A 15,743-nucleotide genomic window follows, 5' to 3' on the forward strand; every position below is an offset into this window, starting at 1 on the left:
GCCGGACGGCGCCCCGCCCGGTCGCGGTCCGGCACGGCCGGCTGAGCCGCCGACCGGCGTACCGGGAAGAATGGTCGGCATGCAGCCACACCCGAACGTGCGGGCGGTGCAGGACGTGCTCGACGCCACGGGCGCCCGGGACGGGTCCGGCGCCGCGAGCCTCGTCCGCCTGCTGCCCGACGCGGTCCACACCGCCGCTGCCGCCGCCGAGTCGCTCGGCGTCGCGGTCGGCCAGATCGCCAACTCGCTCGTCTTCGAGGCGGACGGCGCACCGCTGCTGGTGCTCACCTCCGGCGCGCACCGGGTGGACACCGCCGGCCTGGCCGCGTCCATCGGGGTCGGCCGGCTGCGGCGGGCCACCCCGGAGTTCGTCCGCGCGCACACCGGGCAGGTGATCGGCGGGGTCGCGCCGGTCGGCCACCCGCGTCCGCTGCGCACCCTGGTCGACACCGCCCTGGAGTCGTACGACGAGATCTGGGCGGCCGGCGGCGTGCCGCGGGCCGTCTTCCCCACGACGTACCCGGAGCTGCTGCGGGTCACCGGCGGCGTCCCGACCGGGGTGGCGTGAGCGAGCGAACCGTGGGGACCGACGTCCCGGAGCTGGTCACGCTGCACGTGTGGCGCACCTCCCGCGCCGCGCTGCCCCGGGCGTTGACCCGGATGGCGGTCGACCCCCGCCGGCTGCGCGCCGTGCCCGGCGTGCGGTTCGGCAAGCTGCTCGGCACCGGGACCGGCACCGGCTTCGGGCCGGGCGACGCCGACCTCACCCGGTGGGCGGCGCTGACCGTGTGGGACTCCCCCGCCGCCGCGGCCGGCTTCGACGGCTCACCGGTGGGGCGCGCCTGGGCGCGGATCGCCCGCGCGTCCGTCCGGGTCGACCTGCGCCCGCTGAGCAGCCGGGGCGAGTGGTCGGGGCGCCGGCCGTTCGGGGCGCCGCCCGGCGGCCGGGTCACCGGCCCGGTGCTGGCGCTGACCCGGGCCCGGCTGCGGCCACGGCGGGCGGCCACCTTCTGGCGGGCGATCCCCCCGGTGGCCGCCGCGCTGCACGCCGCACCCGGCCTGCTGGCCCGCTTCGGCGTCGGCGAGGCCCCGCTGGGCTGGCAGGGCACGGTGAGCGTGTGGCGCGAGCCGGCAGACCTCGTGGCGTTCGCGTACCGTCACCCGGAGCACCGGGCGGCGATCATGCGGACCCCCACCGAGGGGTGGTACGCGGAGGAACTCTTCGCGCGGTTCGAGGTGCGCGACGTGGTGGGTGACCGGGCGGTGCTGGGGTGGGTCGCGGACGGCGATCCGGGAGCGGCGGAGGGTGTACGGGCATGAGGTTGGTGCGGTGGACGCCGGACGATCTCGTACGACGGCTGGACGACGTGGTGGCCGTCTACGGCGAGGCGATGGGGTACCGCCCGGAGCTGCTGGAGTCCCGGCGCGGCTACATCGCCACCCACGTACGCCGACCCGGCTTCCGCGCCGTCGCCAGCCTGACCAGCGAGGGCCACCTGGCCGGCTTCGGCTACGGCTACCTGGGCGGCTCCGGGCAGTGGTGGCACGACCAGGTCTGGCGGGCGCTGGACGCCCCGACCCGGCAGCGCTGGCTGACCCACTGCTTCGAGGTGGTCGAGCTGCACGTCCGCCCGCCCGCGCAGGGGCACGGCCTGGGCGCGCGGCAACTGCGGGCCCTGCTCAGCCTGGCGGAGGGGACGACCACGCTGCTCTCCACCCCCGAGGCCGACGAACAGCGGTCCCGGGCCTGGCGGCTGTACCGCCGGTTCGGCTTCGTCGACGTCCTGCGCGACTTCCACTTCCCCGGCGACGAGCGCCCGTTCGGTGTGCTCGGCCGGGACCTGCCGCTGGAGCCGCCGACACCCGCCCCGGCCGGCCGGGGGGCCGCGTGACCCGACGGCTGTCCTGGGCGCTGCTGGCCGTGCTGGTGCTGGCGCAGATCTGCTACCCGCTGACCACCGGGGAGACCCGGGCCCGGCTGACCGTCGCCACCGTCGTGCTCGGCTACCTGCTCTCGGTCGGCCACGCACTGCTCAGCCGGGGCCCGCGTACGGCGGCGGCGCTGGTCGCGGTGGCCACGGTCGGCGGGTTCGCCATCGAGGCGCTCGGCGTGGCCACCGGCTTCCCGTTCGGCAGCTACGACTACTCCGGCGAGCTGGGGCCGAAGCTGGCCGGGGTGCCGCTGATCATCCCGCTGGCCTGGACCTGGATGGCCTGGCCGGCCTGGCTGGCCGCCACCCGGCTGACCGGGGGCGACGCCGGTGGCCGGGCGGGGCGGCGGGGCGGCGCGTACGTCGTCCGGCGGATCGCGCTGGCCGCCGTCGGGCTGGCCGCCTGGGACCTCTTCCTCGACCCGCAGATGGTGGCCGAGGGCTACTGGGTCTGGCGGGACGCCACCCCCGCGCTGCCGGGCCTGCCCGGCATCCCGGTGAGCAACTACCTGGGCTGGCTGCTCTTCGCCGTGCTGATGATGGGCGCGCTGCGCCCGCTGGCCGGGCCCGCCGTGGCCACCACCGACGGGCGGGACGGCCCGATGTTCGCGCTCTGGCTGTGGACGTACTTCTCCAGCGTGCTGGCCCACGCGGTCTTCCTCGACCTGCCCGCCTCGGCGCTCTGGGGCGCGGTCGGCATGTCGGTGGCCGCCGTGCCGCTGGCGGTCACGCTGCTCCGTTCCCGCCGCGACGACCGGCACCGGTCCCGTCAGCCGCAGCGCCCCGGCGTCGACGCGACGGCATGACCGCCGTCCTGGCGCTGCTGCTCGGCGTGGCCGCGCTGACCGCGCACACCCTGGTCAACGCCGGCCGCTGGCTGCGCCGCCCGGCCGAGCGGCCGGCGCCGGTCACCGAGCCCGTGGCGGTGCTGCTGCCGCTGCGCGACGAGGCCGCGCGGGTCACCCCGTGCCTGCGCGCACTGCTCGCCCAGCGGGGCGTGCCGCGGCTGCGCGTGGTGGTGCTCGACGACGGGTCGACCGACGGCACCGCGGACGTGGTCCGCGCGGTGGCGGGCGACGACCCCCGGGTCACCCTGCTCGACGGGGCCGCCCCGCCGCCGGGCTGGCTGGGCAAGCCGCACGCCTGCTGGCAGCTGGCCACCCGGGCCGACCCCGCGGCGACCGCGCTGGTCTTCGTCGACGCCGACGTGGTGCTCGCCCCGGACGCGGTCGCGGCGGCCGTCACCGAGCTGCGTGCCGCACGGGTGACGCTGCTGTCGCCGTACCCCCGGATCCTGGTGGCGACGGTGGCCGACCGGCTGGTCCAGCCGCTGTTGCAGTGGCTGTGGCTCACCTTCCTGCCGCTGCGGGCGATGGAGTGCTCGCGGCGGCCGTCGCTGGCCGCCGCCGGCGGGCAGTTCCTGGTGGTGGACCGGGCCGGCTACGAGGCCGCCGGCGGGCACGCCGTGGTGGCCGGGAAGATCCTGGAGGACGTCGAACTGGCCCGCGCGGTCAAGCGGGCCGGCGGCCGGATCGCCCTCGCCGACGGCTCGCGGCTGGCCGCCTGCCGGATGTACGAGGACTGGCCGCAGCTGCGCGACGGCTACTCGAAGTCGCTCTGGGCGACCTTCGGCCACCCGAGGGCGGCGGCCGTCGTGGTGACCCTGCTGCTTCTGCTCTACACCGCTCCTCCGCTGCTGGCGGTCGTCGCCCTGGCCGCCGGCGCGCCGACGGTGGCCGCCGCGGCGCTCGCCGCCTACCTGCTCGGGGTCGCCGGGCGGGCGGTCAGCGCCCGGGCGACCGGTGGCCGGTGGTGGCCCGACGCGCTGGCACACCCCGTGTCGGTCGTGGTCCTCGGTTGGCTGACCCTGCGGTCGTACCATCTGCGGAAGCGGCGACGCCTGTCCTGGCGCGGCCGCCCCGTCACCTAGGGAGGCGCGGCATGGCGCGGATCGTGGTCGTCGGCGCCGGGGTGGGAGGGCTGGCCACCGCCGCCCGGCTGGCCGCCACCGGGCACCAGGTCACCGTGCTCGAACGCGCGGGCACCGTCGGTGGCAAGCTCGGCCGGTACGTGCGCGACACCCCGGCGGGCCCGTTCCACTTCGACACCGGGCCGAGCCTGCTCACCCTGCCCGACGTCTTCCACGACCTGTTCGAGGCGACCGGCGCGAAGCTGGACGAGTACCTGGACCTGGCGCCGGTGGACCCGATCGTGCGGCACGTCTTCCCCGGCGGGGGCCCGGCCCTCGACTCCTGCGCCGACCCGGCCGAGTTCGCCGCCCGGATCGGCGCGGCCTTCGGCGACCGGGCCGCCACGGACTGGCAGCGGCTGTGGCGCCGGGCCGCGCGGGTGTGGCAGGCGTCGCACCGGGACATCCTGCGCCGCCCGATCGACTCCCCGCTGGACCTGGCCGCGCTGGCCTGGCGGTTGGGCGACCTGGCCGCCATCGGCCCGGGCCGGACGCTGCGCGGGCTGGGCCGACGGCACCTGTCGGACCCCCGGCTGCGGATGCTGCTGGACCGGTACGCCACCTACACCGGCGCCGACCCGCGCCGGGCGCCGGCCGCGCTGGTCGCCGTGCCCTACGCCGAGCTGACCTTCGGCGGCTGGTACCTGCGCGGCGGGCTGGGCACGCTCGCCGACGCGCTGCTCACCCGCTGCCTGGACCTCGGCGTGGTCGTGCAGACCGGCGCCACGGTCACCCGGATCGACGCCGCGGGCGGGCGGGTGCACGGCGTACGCCTGCGCGGCGTCACCGCCCCGGTCCCCGCCGACGTGGTGGTCGCCAACGTCGACGCGCTCACCCTCTACCGGGACCTGCTGCCCAGCCCGCGCCGGCTGGCCGGGCTGACCGACCGCAGCCTGGCCGGTTTCGTGCTGCTGCTCGGCGTCGCCGGCGACTCCGGGCTGGCCCACCACAACGTGTTCTTCCCCCGCGACTACGACGCCGAGTTCGACGCGGTCTTCGGCCACCCGGGGCGCGGCGTGCGGGCCCGGCCGGCGGCCGATCCCACCGTCTTCGTCACCGTGGCCGACGACCCGGTGGTCCGGCCCGCCGGTCACGAGTCGTGGTTCGTGCTGGTCAACGCGCCCCGACACGGCACCGCCGCCGGTGCCGTCGACTGGCGCCGGCCCGGCCTCGCCGAGGCGTACGCCGACCGGGTCCTCGACGTGCTGGCCGGGCGCGGCGTCGACGTGCGGGACCGGCTGGTGTTCCGGGAGGTCCGCACCCCGGCCGACCTGGACGACGCGACCGGCGCGCCCGGCGGGTCGATCTACGGCACCGCCGGCGGCCTGCTGCGCCCGGCCAACCGGGGCCCGGCGCACGGGCTGTGGCTGGTCGGCGGCTCCAGCCACCCGGGCGGCGGCCTGCCGATGGTGACCCTCTCCGCCCAGATCGTCGCCGACGACATCGGCCCCGCCTGGTAGCCGCCGACGGGCGGGGGCACCGCGTCGACGCCGGCCTTCCCGGCAGCCCGGGCCGGCCGCACGGTCAGCCGGCGTCGATCAGGGCGCGGCGGACGGCGGAGAGCAACTGGCCGAGGCCGAAGCCGGCCAGCAGCACCCAGACGGCGGTCGCCATGGTGATCGTGCCGGCGGCCAGGTCCGGCTCGATCAGCCCGGTCAGCCCGGCCAGCAGCAGCCCGACCAGGGCCACCGAGACCCGCGTGGGGCGCTCCCCCACGGTCACCGCGCCGAGTTCCCGCATGCCGGCGGAGACCGCCCGGGCGCGGACGTACTCGTGCAGCCAGGAGAGCGCACCGGCGGTCACGACGAGCGCCCCCGGCGCGCCGATCAGCCAGAACGCGGCCAGCCAGGCGACCTCGCCGAGCCGGTCCGCCAGCGAGTCGTAGACGTAGCCGAGCCGGGTGGTCCGGTTCGTGGCCACCGCCACCGCGCCGTCGACGCTGTCCGCCACCGCGGCGAGCAGCACGAACAGCGCCGCGAGGAAGGGACCGTCCTGCGGCCGAACGGCGAACAGCGGCACGCAGGCGCAGAGCAGCACGCCGACCACGGTGACCGGGGTCGGGCCGACCCGCAGCCGGCCCAGCACGAACCCGACGTGGTAGGCGAACCGCAGCCAGGCGCGGACGACCGGGGCCGCCGCCCGGGGGTCGAAGCCCCCGTGCAGCCGTGCCCAGGCCGTGGCGTACTCGTCCCAGTTCAGCTGTGTGCCCACCACGGAACAACCGTCGCACCGCCGCTCAGGTGTCGCGGCAGCGGGGTCACACCCGCGCGCCGACCTGGAGGTTCTGCCACACCTCGCGGGTGGCGGTGGAACGGTTGAGGGTGATGAAGTGGATCCCCGGCACGCCCTCGTCGAGCAGCCGCCGGCACATCTCGCTGGCCTGCTCGACGCCGAGCCGGCGTACCGCCTCCGGGTCGTCGGCGACCTTCGCGAACTGGTCGGCCAGGGCCGGCGGGAAGGGCGCCCCCGAGAGCTGCGTGGAGCGCTCGATCGTGCCGATCTGGGTCACCGGCATCACGCCGGCCAGGATCGGGGTGTCGCAGCCGGTGGCGGCGACCCGGTCGCGCAGCCGCAGGTAGTCGTCGGCGTCGAAGAACATCTGGGTGATCGCGAAGTCGGCGCCGGCCCGGCACTTGCGCACGAAGTGCTCCGTGTCGCTGGCCACGTCGGGTGAACGCGGGTGTTTGTAGGGGAAGGCCGCCACCCCGACGCTGAAGTCGCCGGCGTCGCGCACCAGGCGGACCAGGTCCTCGGCGTAGAGCACCCCCTCGGGGTGGCGCACCCAGTCGCCGCCCGGGTCGCCCGGCGGGTCGCCCCGCACGGCGAGCACGTTGCGCACCCCGACCCCGGCGAGCCGGCCGATGACGTGGCGCAGCTCGGCCACGGAGTGGTTGACCGCCGTCAGGTGGGCCATCGGCAGCAGGGTGGTGTCGGTGGCGATCCGCTCGGTGACCGCGACGGTGGTGTCGCGGGTCGACCCGCCCGCGCCGTAGGTGATCGAGACGAACGACGGGCGCAGCGACTCCAGCTCGCGGATCGCCTGCCACAGCAGCCGCTCGCCCTGTGCGGTCTTGGGCGGGAAGAACTCGAAGGAGAAGGTCGGCTGGCGGTCACGGATCAGCTCCCCGATCGCCGGCTGCGGATTGGGGAGGACCGATGGAAGACCGAGCGCCACGCTCCGACTCTAGCGGTCCGGGCCCTCCGCGCCGAGAGCTTCCCACACTGGTGGACACCGGACGGCCCGGCCGCGGGTCGGCCGGGGCCGGAAATCGTCGTACCCCCGGAGTAGTCATGGGGTTGCGCGGGGTGGGCCCGGCCGGAGGCCGACCCGCCGGGGGCACGCGCGGGGGTCAGCATCCATCGGTGGCGCACCGGTCCCGTTCCGGGGCCCGCGCCGCCGCCGCGCCGACACCCGCCCGGAGGACCGATGACGCCGCCCCCGCCGCCCGGCCCGCAACTGCTCGGGCCGCTGCTCGCCCAGCTCCGGCTGGCCCGGGGCTGGAGCCAGCTACGGGTCGCGGCCGAGCTCTGCGCCGCGTCCGGGGTGCCGACCCTCAGCCGGCACGAGGTCTCCCGGTGGGAGCGGCAGCTGCGCGTCCCCGGCGAGTTCTGGCTCGGCTGGCTCGCCGTCGTCCTCGCGGTGCCGGCCGACCTGCTGGTCACCGCCGCGGCCCGCACCCGCAGCCTCGGTCCGCCGCCGGCCTTCGGCGGGTCCCGACCCCGGGCGGCGCTGCTCGCCCTGGCCCAGCGCTGGCTCGCCGACCCGCGCGCCGTGCTGCTGCCCGGCGCGCCCACCCGGCCCGCCGACCGGGGCGACGGCGCGGGGCCGGTACGGCTGGCGGAACTGCGCCGGCTCGACGACCTCGTCGGCGGGGCCGACCTGGCCGGGCTCGGGGCGTACCGGCTGGGACGGGCGGTGCGGGCGCTGTCCGGGTGCACCCCCTCCGCACGCCCTCGGCTGCTGCCCGAGCTGGCCGAGTCCGCCCAGCTCGCCGGCTGGCTCGCCGCGGACGCGGGGGACGCCGCCGGCGCCCTGCACGCGTACCGGCTGGCGCTGCGCGCCGCCGCGACGGCCGGCGACCCGGCGCTCGGCGGGCACGTGCTCGGCTCGGCCAGCCACCTGCTCACCGGCGTCGGCGACCCGGAGGGCGCGCTGGTGCTGGCCCGCACCGCGTACGCCGGGGCACGGCGGTCGGCCGGCCCCGGCCTGCGCGCCCTGCTGCTGCACCGGGTGGCCCTGGCCGCGGCGCTCGCCGGCCGGGCGGGGGCGGCCCGGCAGGCGCTCGACGCGGCCCGCCGGGTGACCGACGCGCCGGAGCCGGGCCGCGAGCCGCCGTGGCTCTACTGGCTCGACGGGCCGGAGTTGGCCGCGATGACGGGACGCGCGCTGGTCGCACTGGGCCGACCGCTCCCGGCCGAGGCGCCACTGCACGCCGTCCGGCGGCGCGGCCCCCGCACCGCCGCGATCTACGGCGGCTGGCTGGCCCGGGGCTACCTGCAACTCGGCGAGGTGGAGCGGGCCTGCGCGGTCGCCGGCGAGGCCCTGCTCGACGCGGTCCGTGCCGGGTCGCCCCGCGCAGTGGGCCAACTGGCGGAGGTACGCCGGCGGCTGGCCGGGCACGGCGACGAGCCGGCCGTACGGCGGTACCGGGCGCTCGCCGCCGCGGCCGCTCCGTACCTGCCCCGTCCGGGGCCGCCACCTGGGCCGGCCGGCCGGCGGGCCCGCACGGGGCGTGCGGCGCGTCGGCCCCCCGGTGGCGCGACGGGGTCCACCCCGACCGGCTAGCGTCGTGGGGTGACCCACGCTGCTCCTGTTTCCCCCGTCGACCGCGCCGGGCTGCGTCAACGGATCGACAAGGCCCTGACCGAGTTCCTGGCCGGCCAGCGCGCCTGGATGGCCGGGGTCGACGACGCCCTGGCCCCGCTCGCCGAGGCGATCGAGGCGTTCGTCCTCGGCGGCGGCAAGCGGCTGCGGCCGGCGTTCGCCTACTGGGGGTTCCGGGGCGCCGGCGGGGTGGACACCGACCAGGTGGTCACCGCCCTGGCCGCGTTGGAGTTCGTGCAGGCCAGCGCGCTGATCCACGACGACCTGATGGACCGGTCCGACACCCGGCGCGGCGAGCCGGCGGTGCACCGGCGGTTCGCCGCGCGGCACCGGGCGTCCGGCTGGGGCGGCGACGCGGACGGCTTCGGCGACGCCGCGGCGATCCTGCTGGGCGACCTGTCGCTGGTCTGGTCGGACGAGCTGCTGCACTCCGCCGGGCTGGACCCGCGCACGGTGGCCCGGGCCCGGCCGGTCTTCGACGCCATGCGCACCGAGGTCACCGTCGGCCAGTACCTGGACGTGCTGACCCAGGTGACCGGGGACACCTCGGTGGAGCGGGCCGGCAAGGTCGCCCGCTACAAGTCGGCGAAGTACACGGTCGAACGGCCGCTGCTGCTCGGGGCCGCGCTGGCCGACGCGTCGGCGGAGGTCCGGGCGGCGTACTCGGCGTACGGGCTGCCGCTGGGCGAGGCGTTCCAGCTCCGCGACGACGTGCTGGGGGTCTTCGGCGATCCCGCCCAGACCGGCAAGCCGGCCGGTGACGACCTGCGTGAGGGCAAGCGGACCTACCTGGTGGCGGCGGCCCTGGAGACGACCGACGGGGTGGGCCGGGAACTGCTGCTCGGCGGGCTCGGCGACCCCGGGCTGGACGAGGCCGGGGTCGCCCGGCTGCGCGAGCTGATCGACGGCAGCGGGGCGCTGGCGCGTACGGAGCAGCGGATCGGTGTGCTGACCGACACCGCGCTGGCCGCGCTGGCCGCCGTCGACCTGGACACCGAGGCCCGGCAGGCCCTGGTCGACCTGGCCATCGCCGCCACCCGTCGCGCCGACTGACCCGCCCGCCCCGCACGGGGCGGGCGGTGGGGCGGGTCAGAAGCCCAGGGCCTGGGCCCGGCGCTTCACCTCGCGGGCCTGGTCGCCGGCGAGCGCCTTCGCGGGGCTGCCGCCGGGCAGGGTGTCGTCCGGCTCGTAGAGCCAGCGCAGCGCGCCCTCGTCGTCGTAGCCCCCGTCGGCCAGCAGGTTGAGCACGCCGGGCAGGTGCTTCAGCACCGTCTGGTTGGCCACCAGGTCGGCCGGCATCCGGCGGACGCCGTCGCGGCGTACCGCGATCAGCTCCCGGTCCCGGATCATCTGGTGGACCTTGCTGATCGACACGTCGAGGCGCTCGGCCACGTCCGGCAGGGTCAGCCAGTCGGCGGGATCGGCGGGGCCGGCGGATTCGGCGCCGGGCACGGCCCGGTCGGCGGGTACTGAGTCGGTCACCGGACCACCCTGCCATGCCCCGCGCGGTCAGGGCCAACGGCACCCCCACGAGCCGGCTGAGCAGGGCCGGCGGGGCAGGCGAGCGCGGCGGGGCGGTCCTTGTCGCACCCCATCTGTAGCATCCTGTTCAACCTTCACCCCCTGGACACATAGACTCCCTGCCGATGGACACACAGGTCGCCGACACGTTGCTGGGCTCGCTGATCGACGGGCGCTACCGCATCCGCGGTCGCGTGGCCCGTGGCGGCATGGCGACCGTGTACACCGCCACCGACGAGCGCCTCGAGCGCACCGTCGCACTCAAGATCATTCACCCGTCCCAGGCCCCGGAACCGGGGGCGCGCACGGCGGGCTTCGTGGAGCGGTTCACCGACGAGGCGAAGACCATCGCCCGGTTGACCCACCCCAACGTCGTCGCGGTCTACGACCAGGGCACCCACTCCGGCCTGCCCTACCTGGTGATGGAGTACGTCCGCGGTCGCACCCTGCGTGACGTGCTCGCCGAGCGGCGCCGGCTCAACCCCGACGAGGCGCTGGCCATCGCCGAGCAGATGCTCGCCGCGATCGCCGCCGCGCACCGGGCTGGCCTGGTGCACCGCGACGTGAAGCCGGAGAACGTGCTGGTCGCCGAGGCCCCCACCGGCGGCGCGGCCAACCTGGTCGACAGCGTGGTCAAGGTCGCCGACTTCGGGCTGGCCCAGGCGGTCGAGGCGAGCGCCGACGACGAGAACGGCAACCAGTTGATGGCCACGGTCGCGTACGTGGCCCCGGAGCTGGTCACCGAGGGGCACGCCGACCCCCGCACCGACGTCTACTCCGCCGGCATCGTGCTGTTCGAGATGCTCACCGGTCGGGTGCCCTACGACGGGGACCGCCCGGTCGACGTCGCCTGGCAGCACGTCGACAACGACGTCCCGACGCCGTCGACCCTGGTGCCCGGCCTGCCCAAGGCCCTCGACGAACTCATCGCCCGGGCCACCCGGCGTGATCCGGGCGCCCGGCCGACCGACGCCGGCGCGTTGCTGGCCGAGGTGCAGGCGGTCCGGGACGACCTGGGCGACGCGAACACGCGTACCGCCGTGCTGCGCCGGGTGTCCGACGAGCCGATGGCCGGGCCGACCATGATGGTCGCGGCGGTCCGGCCGGCCGAGCGGCCCGCCTGGGCCCGGCTGCCCGAGGGCGGCGGTCCCCGGACGGGCCGTCGCCGGGCCGAGCCCGAGGAGGACGAGAGCCTGTGGTCGCGGCTGTCCGCGCTGCGCACCCGGGTGATGGGCGACCCGCGGGGCCGCATGGCGGCCATCGCCGCCGTGGTCGTGCTGGTCCTGCTGGTCGCCGGCGGCGGCTGGTGGTTCGCGGCCGGGCGCTACACCGAGGCCCCGCAGCTGGTGGCGATGACCAAGGCCGACGCCGAGGCACAGGCGGCCCGCGCCGGGATCGTCCTCAGCTACGCCGAACCGCGCTACGACGAGAAGGTCCCGAAGGACGCCGTGCTGGCGCAGGACCCCGTCTCGGCCACCCGGATCGTCAAGGGCGGCACGATCACGCTGACCCTCTCGCTCGGGCCGGAGCGTTTCCCGGTGCCCGACGTGGTGGGCAAGGAGTTCGAGCTCGCCGAGGCGGACCTGCTCGACGCGAAGCTGGTGGTGGCCAAGGGCACCGCCCGCTACGACGACAACCTGCCCGCGGGCGTCGTGTTGGAGACCAACCCGAAGGTCGGCACCGAGGTGAAGCCGGGCGACAAGGTCACGGTCGTCCTGAGCAAGGGCAAGGCCCCGATCTCCGTGCCCAACCTGGTCGGCAAGAGCCTGGGCGAGGCCCGGACGGTCCTCGCCCAACTGGGCCTGGAGCTGGTGGAGCCCACCTACAAGGACTCCGACAAGCCCAGGGACGAGATCCTCGGGCAGAGCCCGGCCGACGGCACCGGGGTGGAGCGGGGAGCGAAGGTCAAGCTGGAACTCAGCAAGGGCCCGCCGCTGGTCGCCGTGCCCCGGGTCATCGACCTGCCCTGCCAGCAGGCCAAGCAGCTGCTGGAGAGCCAGGGCTTCCCGGTGGCGATCCAGTTCAACCCGAACGGCATCACCCGGTTCCAGAACCCGCCGGAGAACACGCAGGTGCCGCCGGCCACCCCGGTCACCCTCGGATGCATGTAGCGATGCCGGCACCACAGCGGCTGGTCGGCTCGCACACGCCCACCTCCGGCGGCCTGGCGAGGGCCGCCCTGCCGTACGTCGACGCGGCCGGCTCACAGGTCGTGCAGGTCTACGTGTCCAACTCGCGGGGCTGGGCGCTGCCGGCGGGCGACCCGGCCCAGGACACGTTGTTCCGCGACGGCTGCGGCGAGCGGGGCGTGCCCGCCTTCATCCACGCGTCGCTGCTGGTCAACCTCGGCTCCCCCACCGCGAACACGGTCGAGCGGTCGGCGGAGACGCTCGCCCACGCGCTGCGTCGGGGCCGGGCGATCGGCGCCGAGGGTGTGGTCTTCCACGCCGGCAGCGCGGTCGACGAGGGGTACGCCGAGGCCGCCATGCGGCAGGTACGCGAGACGCTGCTGCCGCTGCTCGACGAGGCGGCGGCAGCGGACGGCCCTCGGCTGCTGGTCGAGCCGAGCGCGGGCGGCGGTCGCTCGCTCGCCTCCCGGGTGGAGCAGCTCGGGCCCTACCTCGACGCGGTGGAACGGCACCCCTGGCTCGGGGTCTGCTTCGACACGTGCCACGCCTGGGCCGCGGGGCACGACCTGGCCGCCGAGGGCGGCATGACCGCGACGCTCGACACGCTCGTGGCGACGGTCGGGGCCGACCGGCTGCGGCTGGTGCACGCGAACGACTCGAAGGACCTCTGCGGCTCCACCCGGGACCGGCACGAGAACATCGGCAAGGGCACCATCGGCGAGCCGGCGTTCGCCGAACTGATGGCCCATCCGGCCACCGCCGGCGTCCCGGTCGTGGTGGAGACGCCGACGGAGAAGCACGTCGGCCACGCCGCCGACATCGTCACCCTCAGGCGCCTGCACCCCTGACGCGGGCCGGCGGGGCGTCAGCCCCGCAGGATGCGGGTGAGGACCTCGACGGCGCGGTCGATGCCGGCGTCGTCGACGTCCATGTGGGTGACCAGGCGGGCCGTGCGGGGGCCGAGCACCGAGACCAGGACGCCCTCGGCGCGGGCGGCGGCGGCCAGGGCGTGCGCGTCCAGCGGCGCCTTGGTCAGGTCCAGCGGCACCAGGTTGGTCCGGACGGTCGTGGCCAGCACCCCGAACGGGGCGATCGCCTCGGCGAGCCGGGCCGCCCGGGCGTGGTCGGCGGCGAGCCGGTCGACGTGGTGCGCCAGCGCGTACCGGCCGGCGGCGGCCAGGATGCCGGCCTGCCGCATCCCGCCGCCCATCCGCTTGCGGACGAACCGGGCCCGATCGATCTTGTCGGCGCTGCCGACGACCAGCGAGCCGACCGGCGCGCCGAGGCCCTTGGAGAGGCAGACCGACAGGGTGTCGAAGAGGGCGCCGTAGTCGGCCAGCGGCACGCCGTCGGCGACGTGCGCGTGCCAGATCCGGGCGCCGTCGCAGTGCAGCGCGACCTGCGCGTCGTCGGCGACCCGGCGCAGCTCGCGCAGGGTGGCCAGCGGGATCACCCCGCCGCCGCCCCGGTTGTGGGTCTGCTCGACGGCGATCGCCCGGGTGGGCACCGCCCAGTAGCCGTCCGGGCGGACCATGGCGGCGACCGCGTCCGGGTCGATGTCCGCGCCGACCGCCGGCCAGGTCCGCGAGGAGATTCCGCCGTACGCCGCGGCGGCCCCGATCTCGTACGTCACCACGTGCGCGTCGGCGTCGCAGAGCAGTTCGTTGCCCGGCGGCACCACCAGTTGCAGGGCGATCTGGTTGGCCATCGACCCGCTCGGGGCGAACAGCGCCGCCTCGTGCCCGAACAGCGCGGCGACCTCGGCCTCCAGCGCGTTGACGGTCGGGTCCTCGCCGTAGACGTCGTCGCCGACGTCGGCGGTGGCCATCGCCTCCCGCATCCCCGGGGTCGGCCGGGTCACGGTGTCCGAACGCAGGTCCACGAACTGATCAGGCACGGTCGTCCCTCCGGTCAGCCACGGAGCATCTCCGCCACGAGGAAGGCCAGCTCCAGCGACTGCTGCGTGTTCAGTCGCGGGTCGCAGGCGGTCTCGTACCGGCCGGGCAGGTCGAGGTCCTCGATGCCCTGGGCGCCGCCGAGGCACTCGGTGACGTCCTCGCCGGTCAGCTCCACGTGCAGCCCGCCCGGGTGGGTCTCCAGGCCCCGGTGCACCTCGAAGTAGCCGAGCACCTCGTCGACGATGCGGTCGAAGTGCCGGGTCTTGTAGCCGTTGGACGACTCGTGCGTGTTGCCGTGCATCGGGTCGCACTGCCAGACCACCTTGGCGCCGGCGGCGGTCACCTTCGCCACGATCGGCGGCAGGGCGTCGCGGACCCGGTGGTTGCCCATCCGGCTGATCAGGGTGAGCCGGCCGGGGACGTTCTCCGGGTTGAGCTTCTCGCAGAGCTCGATCGCCTCGTCCGGGGTCGTCGTCGGGCCGAGCTTCACGCCGATGGGGTTGGCGATGCGGGAGATGAAGTCGATGTGCGCCCCGTCGATCTGCCGGGTGCGCTCGCCGATCCAGAGGAAGTGCCCGGACAGGCCGTACGCCCGGCGGTCGGAGACCCGGGTCAGCGCCCGGTCGTACTCCAGGGCGAGGGCCTCGTGCGAGCAGTAGAGGGTGACGGTGCGCAGCGCCTCGTCGTCGGTCATCCCGCAGGCCCGGATGAAGGCCAGCGCGCGGTCGATCTCCCGGGCGATCGCCTCGTAGCGCTCGCCGGCCGGGGAGTTCTTGACGAAGCCCTTGTTCCAGTCGTGCACGGCGTGCAGGTCGGCCAGCCCGCCGGCCAGGTACGCGCGGAGCATGTTCATCGCGGCGGCCGAGTTCGCGTACGCCCGGATCATGCGCTGCGGGTCGGCGGCCCGCGCCTCCGGCGTCGCCTCCAGCGAGTTGATCATGTCGCCGCGGTAGGCGGGCAGGCCGCGCGCGTCGGTCGGCAGCGACCGGGGCTTGGTGTACTGCCCGGCGACCCGGGCCACCTTGACCACCGGCAGCGAGGCGCCGTAGGTGAGCACGATCGCCATCTGGAGCAGGGTGCGGGCGTTGGCCAGCAGGTGGCTCTCGGTGTTGTCGACGAAGGTCTCCGCGCAGTCGCCGCCCTGGAGCAGGAACGCCTTGCCCTCGCACACCAGCGCCAGCCGCTGCCGCAGCTGGTCGACCTCGTAGGGCGCCACCACCGAGGGCACGGTGTCGAGCACCTTGCAGACCTCGGCGACGCCGGCCGGGTCCGGCCAGGGCGGGGTCTGCGCGCGCGGCAGCTCCCGCCACCGGTCGAGGCCGAGGGCCGCGTCCTCGGCGGAGTCGACGGTCGGACGGCTGGTCTGCAGCCCAGGGCTGCCCACCGCGGGATGGCTCAGCTGATGCCACTCATGGCGCATGACGAAAGCGTACGGCGAGCGGCCCGGCGACCGACCGGCGAGGGGGATGG

Annotated in this window: 15 protein-coding genes; 10 read left to right on the forward strand and 5 right to left on the reverse strand. The window is 76.1% G+C overall.

The features are described 5' to 3' along the window. The first annotated feature begins 79 nt into the window (after positions 1–79). From ACFHW0_RS01145 to ACFHW0_RS01170, 6 genes are read left to right on the forward strand one after another with little or no spacing between them, the layout of a single operon-like run. Positions 80–568, forward strand: coding sequence for a YbaK/EbsC family protein (locus ACFHW0_RS01145; RefSeq protein WP_416604825.1), 489 nt, complete (start codon positions 80–82; stop codon positions 566–568). Beyond that, entirely contained in the window at positions 565–1,320 is a 756-nt protein-coding gene (locus ACFHW0_RS01150) for a monooxygenase (protein ID WP_416604827.1), read from the forward strand. Before ACFHW0_RS01145 ends, ACFHW0_RS01150 begins: the two co-directional genes overlap by 4 nt. Next, complete coding sequence (locus tag ACFHW0_RS01155; protein ID WP_416604829.1) at positions 1,317–1,892, forward strand: GNAT family N-acetyltransferase; 576 nt, start codon at positions 1,317–1,319, stop codon at positions 1,890–1,892. The genes ACFHW0_RS01150 and ACFHW0_RS01155 overlap by 4 nt, the downstream gene beginning before the upstream one ends. Then, positions 1,889–2,737: a carotenoid biosynthesis protein gene (locus ACFHW0_RS01160; protein ID WP_416604831.1), complete on the forward strand. Its 849-nt coding sequence runs from the start codon at positions 1,889–1,891 to the stop codon at positions 2,735–2,737. The genes ACFHW0_RS01155 and ACFHW0_RS01160 overlap by 4 nt, the downstream gene beginning before the upstream one ends. Then, positions 2,734–3,861, forward strand: a complete 1,128-nt coding sequence (locus ACFHW0_RS01165) for a glycosyltransferase (protein ID WP_416604833.1) — start codon at positions 2,734–2,736, stop codon at positions 3,859–3,861. The genes ACFHW0_RS01160 and ACFHW0_RS01165 overlap by 4 nt, the downstream gene beginning before the upstream one ends. Positions 3,862–3,872: 11 nt before the next feature. Further along, the gene (locus ACFHW0_RS01170; RefSeq protein ID WP_416604835.1) at positions 3,873–5,360 is read left to right on the forward strand and encodes a phytoene desaturase family protein; all 1,488 of its coding nucleotides are present in this window, start codon (positions 3,873–3,875) and stop codon (positions 5,358–5,360) included. Positions 5,361–5,424: 64 nt separating this feature from the next. Here ACFHW0_RS01170 and ACFHW0_RS01175 read toward each other — a convergent pair whose 3' ends face one another. Together ACFHW0_RS01175 and metF are read right to left on the reverse strand one after the other, a co-directional pair. Then, entirely contained in the window at positions 5,425–6,114 is a 690-nt protein-coding gene (locus tag ACFHW0_RS01175; RefSeq protein ID WP_416604837.1) for a CDP-alcohol phosphatidyltransferase family protein, read from the reverse strand. A 43-nt stretch (positions 6,115–6,157) separates the two neighbouring features. After that, positions 6,158–7,075 (reverse strand): methylenetetrahydrofolate reductase [NAD(P)H], encoded by a 918-nt coding sequence (gene metF / locus ACFHW0_RS01180; RefSeq protein ID WP_416604839.1) that lies wholly within the window; start codon positions 7,073–7,075, stop codon positions 6,158–6,160. Between the two features lie 252 nt (positions 7,076–7,327). On the opposite strand from metF, the gene ACFHW0_RS01185 reads away from it, so the two are divergent. After that, positions 7,328–8,686 carry a transcriptional regulator gene (locus tag ACFHW0_RS01185; RefSeq protein ID WP_416604840.1) on the forward strand — a complete coding sequence of 453 codons (1,359 nt, stop codon included), beginning with the start codon at positions 7,328–7,330 and terminating at the stop codon, positions 8,684–8,686. Positions 8,687–8,695: 9 nt separating this feature from the next. Further along, a complete protein-coding gene (locus tag ACFHW0_RS01190) occupies positions 8,696–9,778 on the forward strand; it encodes a polyprenyl synthetase family protein (protein ID WP_416604842.1) in 1,083 nt (360 codons plus the stop codon). Positions 9,779–9,814: 36 nt separating this feature from the next. Here ACFHW0_RS01190 and ACFHW0_RS01195 read toward each other — a convergent pair whose 3' ends face one another. After that, complete coding sequence (locus ACFHW0_RS01195) at positions 9,815–10,207, reverse strand: Rv2175c family DNA-binding protein (RefSeq protein ID WP_416604844.1); 393 nt, start codon at positions 10,205–10,207, stop codon at positions 9,815–9,817. Positions 10,208–10,371: 164 nt separating this feature from the next. Between ACFHW0_RS01195 and pknB the strand changes: the two genes are divergently transcribed. Then, positions 10,372–12,357: a Stk1 family PASTA domain-containing Ser/Thr kinase gene (pknB, locus tag ACFHW0_RS01200; protein ID WP_416604845.1), complete on the forward strand. Its 1,986-nt coding sequence runs from the start codon at positions 10,372–10,374 to the stop codon at positions 12,355–12,357. A 2-nt stretch (positions 12,358–12,359) separates the two neighbouring features. Continuing rightward, a complete protein-coding gene (locus ACFHW0_RS01205; RefSeq protein ID WP_416604847.1) occupies positions 12,360–13,223 on the forward strand; it encodes a deoxyribonuclease IV in 864 nt (287 codons plus the stop codon). Between the two features lie 17 nt (positions 13,224–13,240). On the opposite strand, the gene ACFHW0_RS01210 is transcribed toward ACFHW0_RS01205, so the two are convergent. Beyond that, the gene (locus ACFHW0_RS01210) at positions 13,241–14,272 is read right to left on the reverse strand and encodes a threonine aldolase family protein (RefSeq protein ID WP_416604849.1); all 1,032 of its coding nucleotides are present in this window, start codon (positions 14,270–14,272) and stop codon (positions 13,241–13,243) included. A gap of 14 nt (positions 14,273–14,286) precedes the next feature. After that, positions 14,287–15,693 carry a class II 3-deoxy-7-phosphoheptulonate synthase gene (locus ACFHW0_RS01215; protein ID WP_121400510.1) on the reverse strand — a complete coding sequence of 469 codons (1,407 nt, stop codon included), beginning with the start codon at positions 15,691–15,693 and terminating at the stop codon, positions 14,287–14,289. Positions 15,694–15,743: the final 50 nt, after the last annotated feature.

Origin of the sequence: Micromonospora sp. LOL_025 (assembly GCF_048060285.1) — a bacterium.
In the GTDB taxonomy this organism is placed as follows: Bacteria; Actinomycetota; Actinomycetes; order Mycobacteriales; family Micromonosporaceae; genus Micromonospora.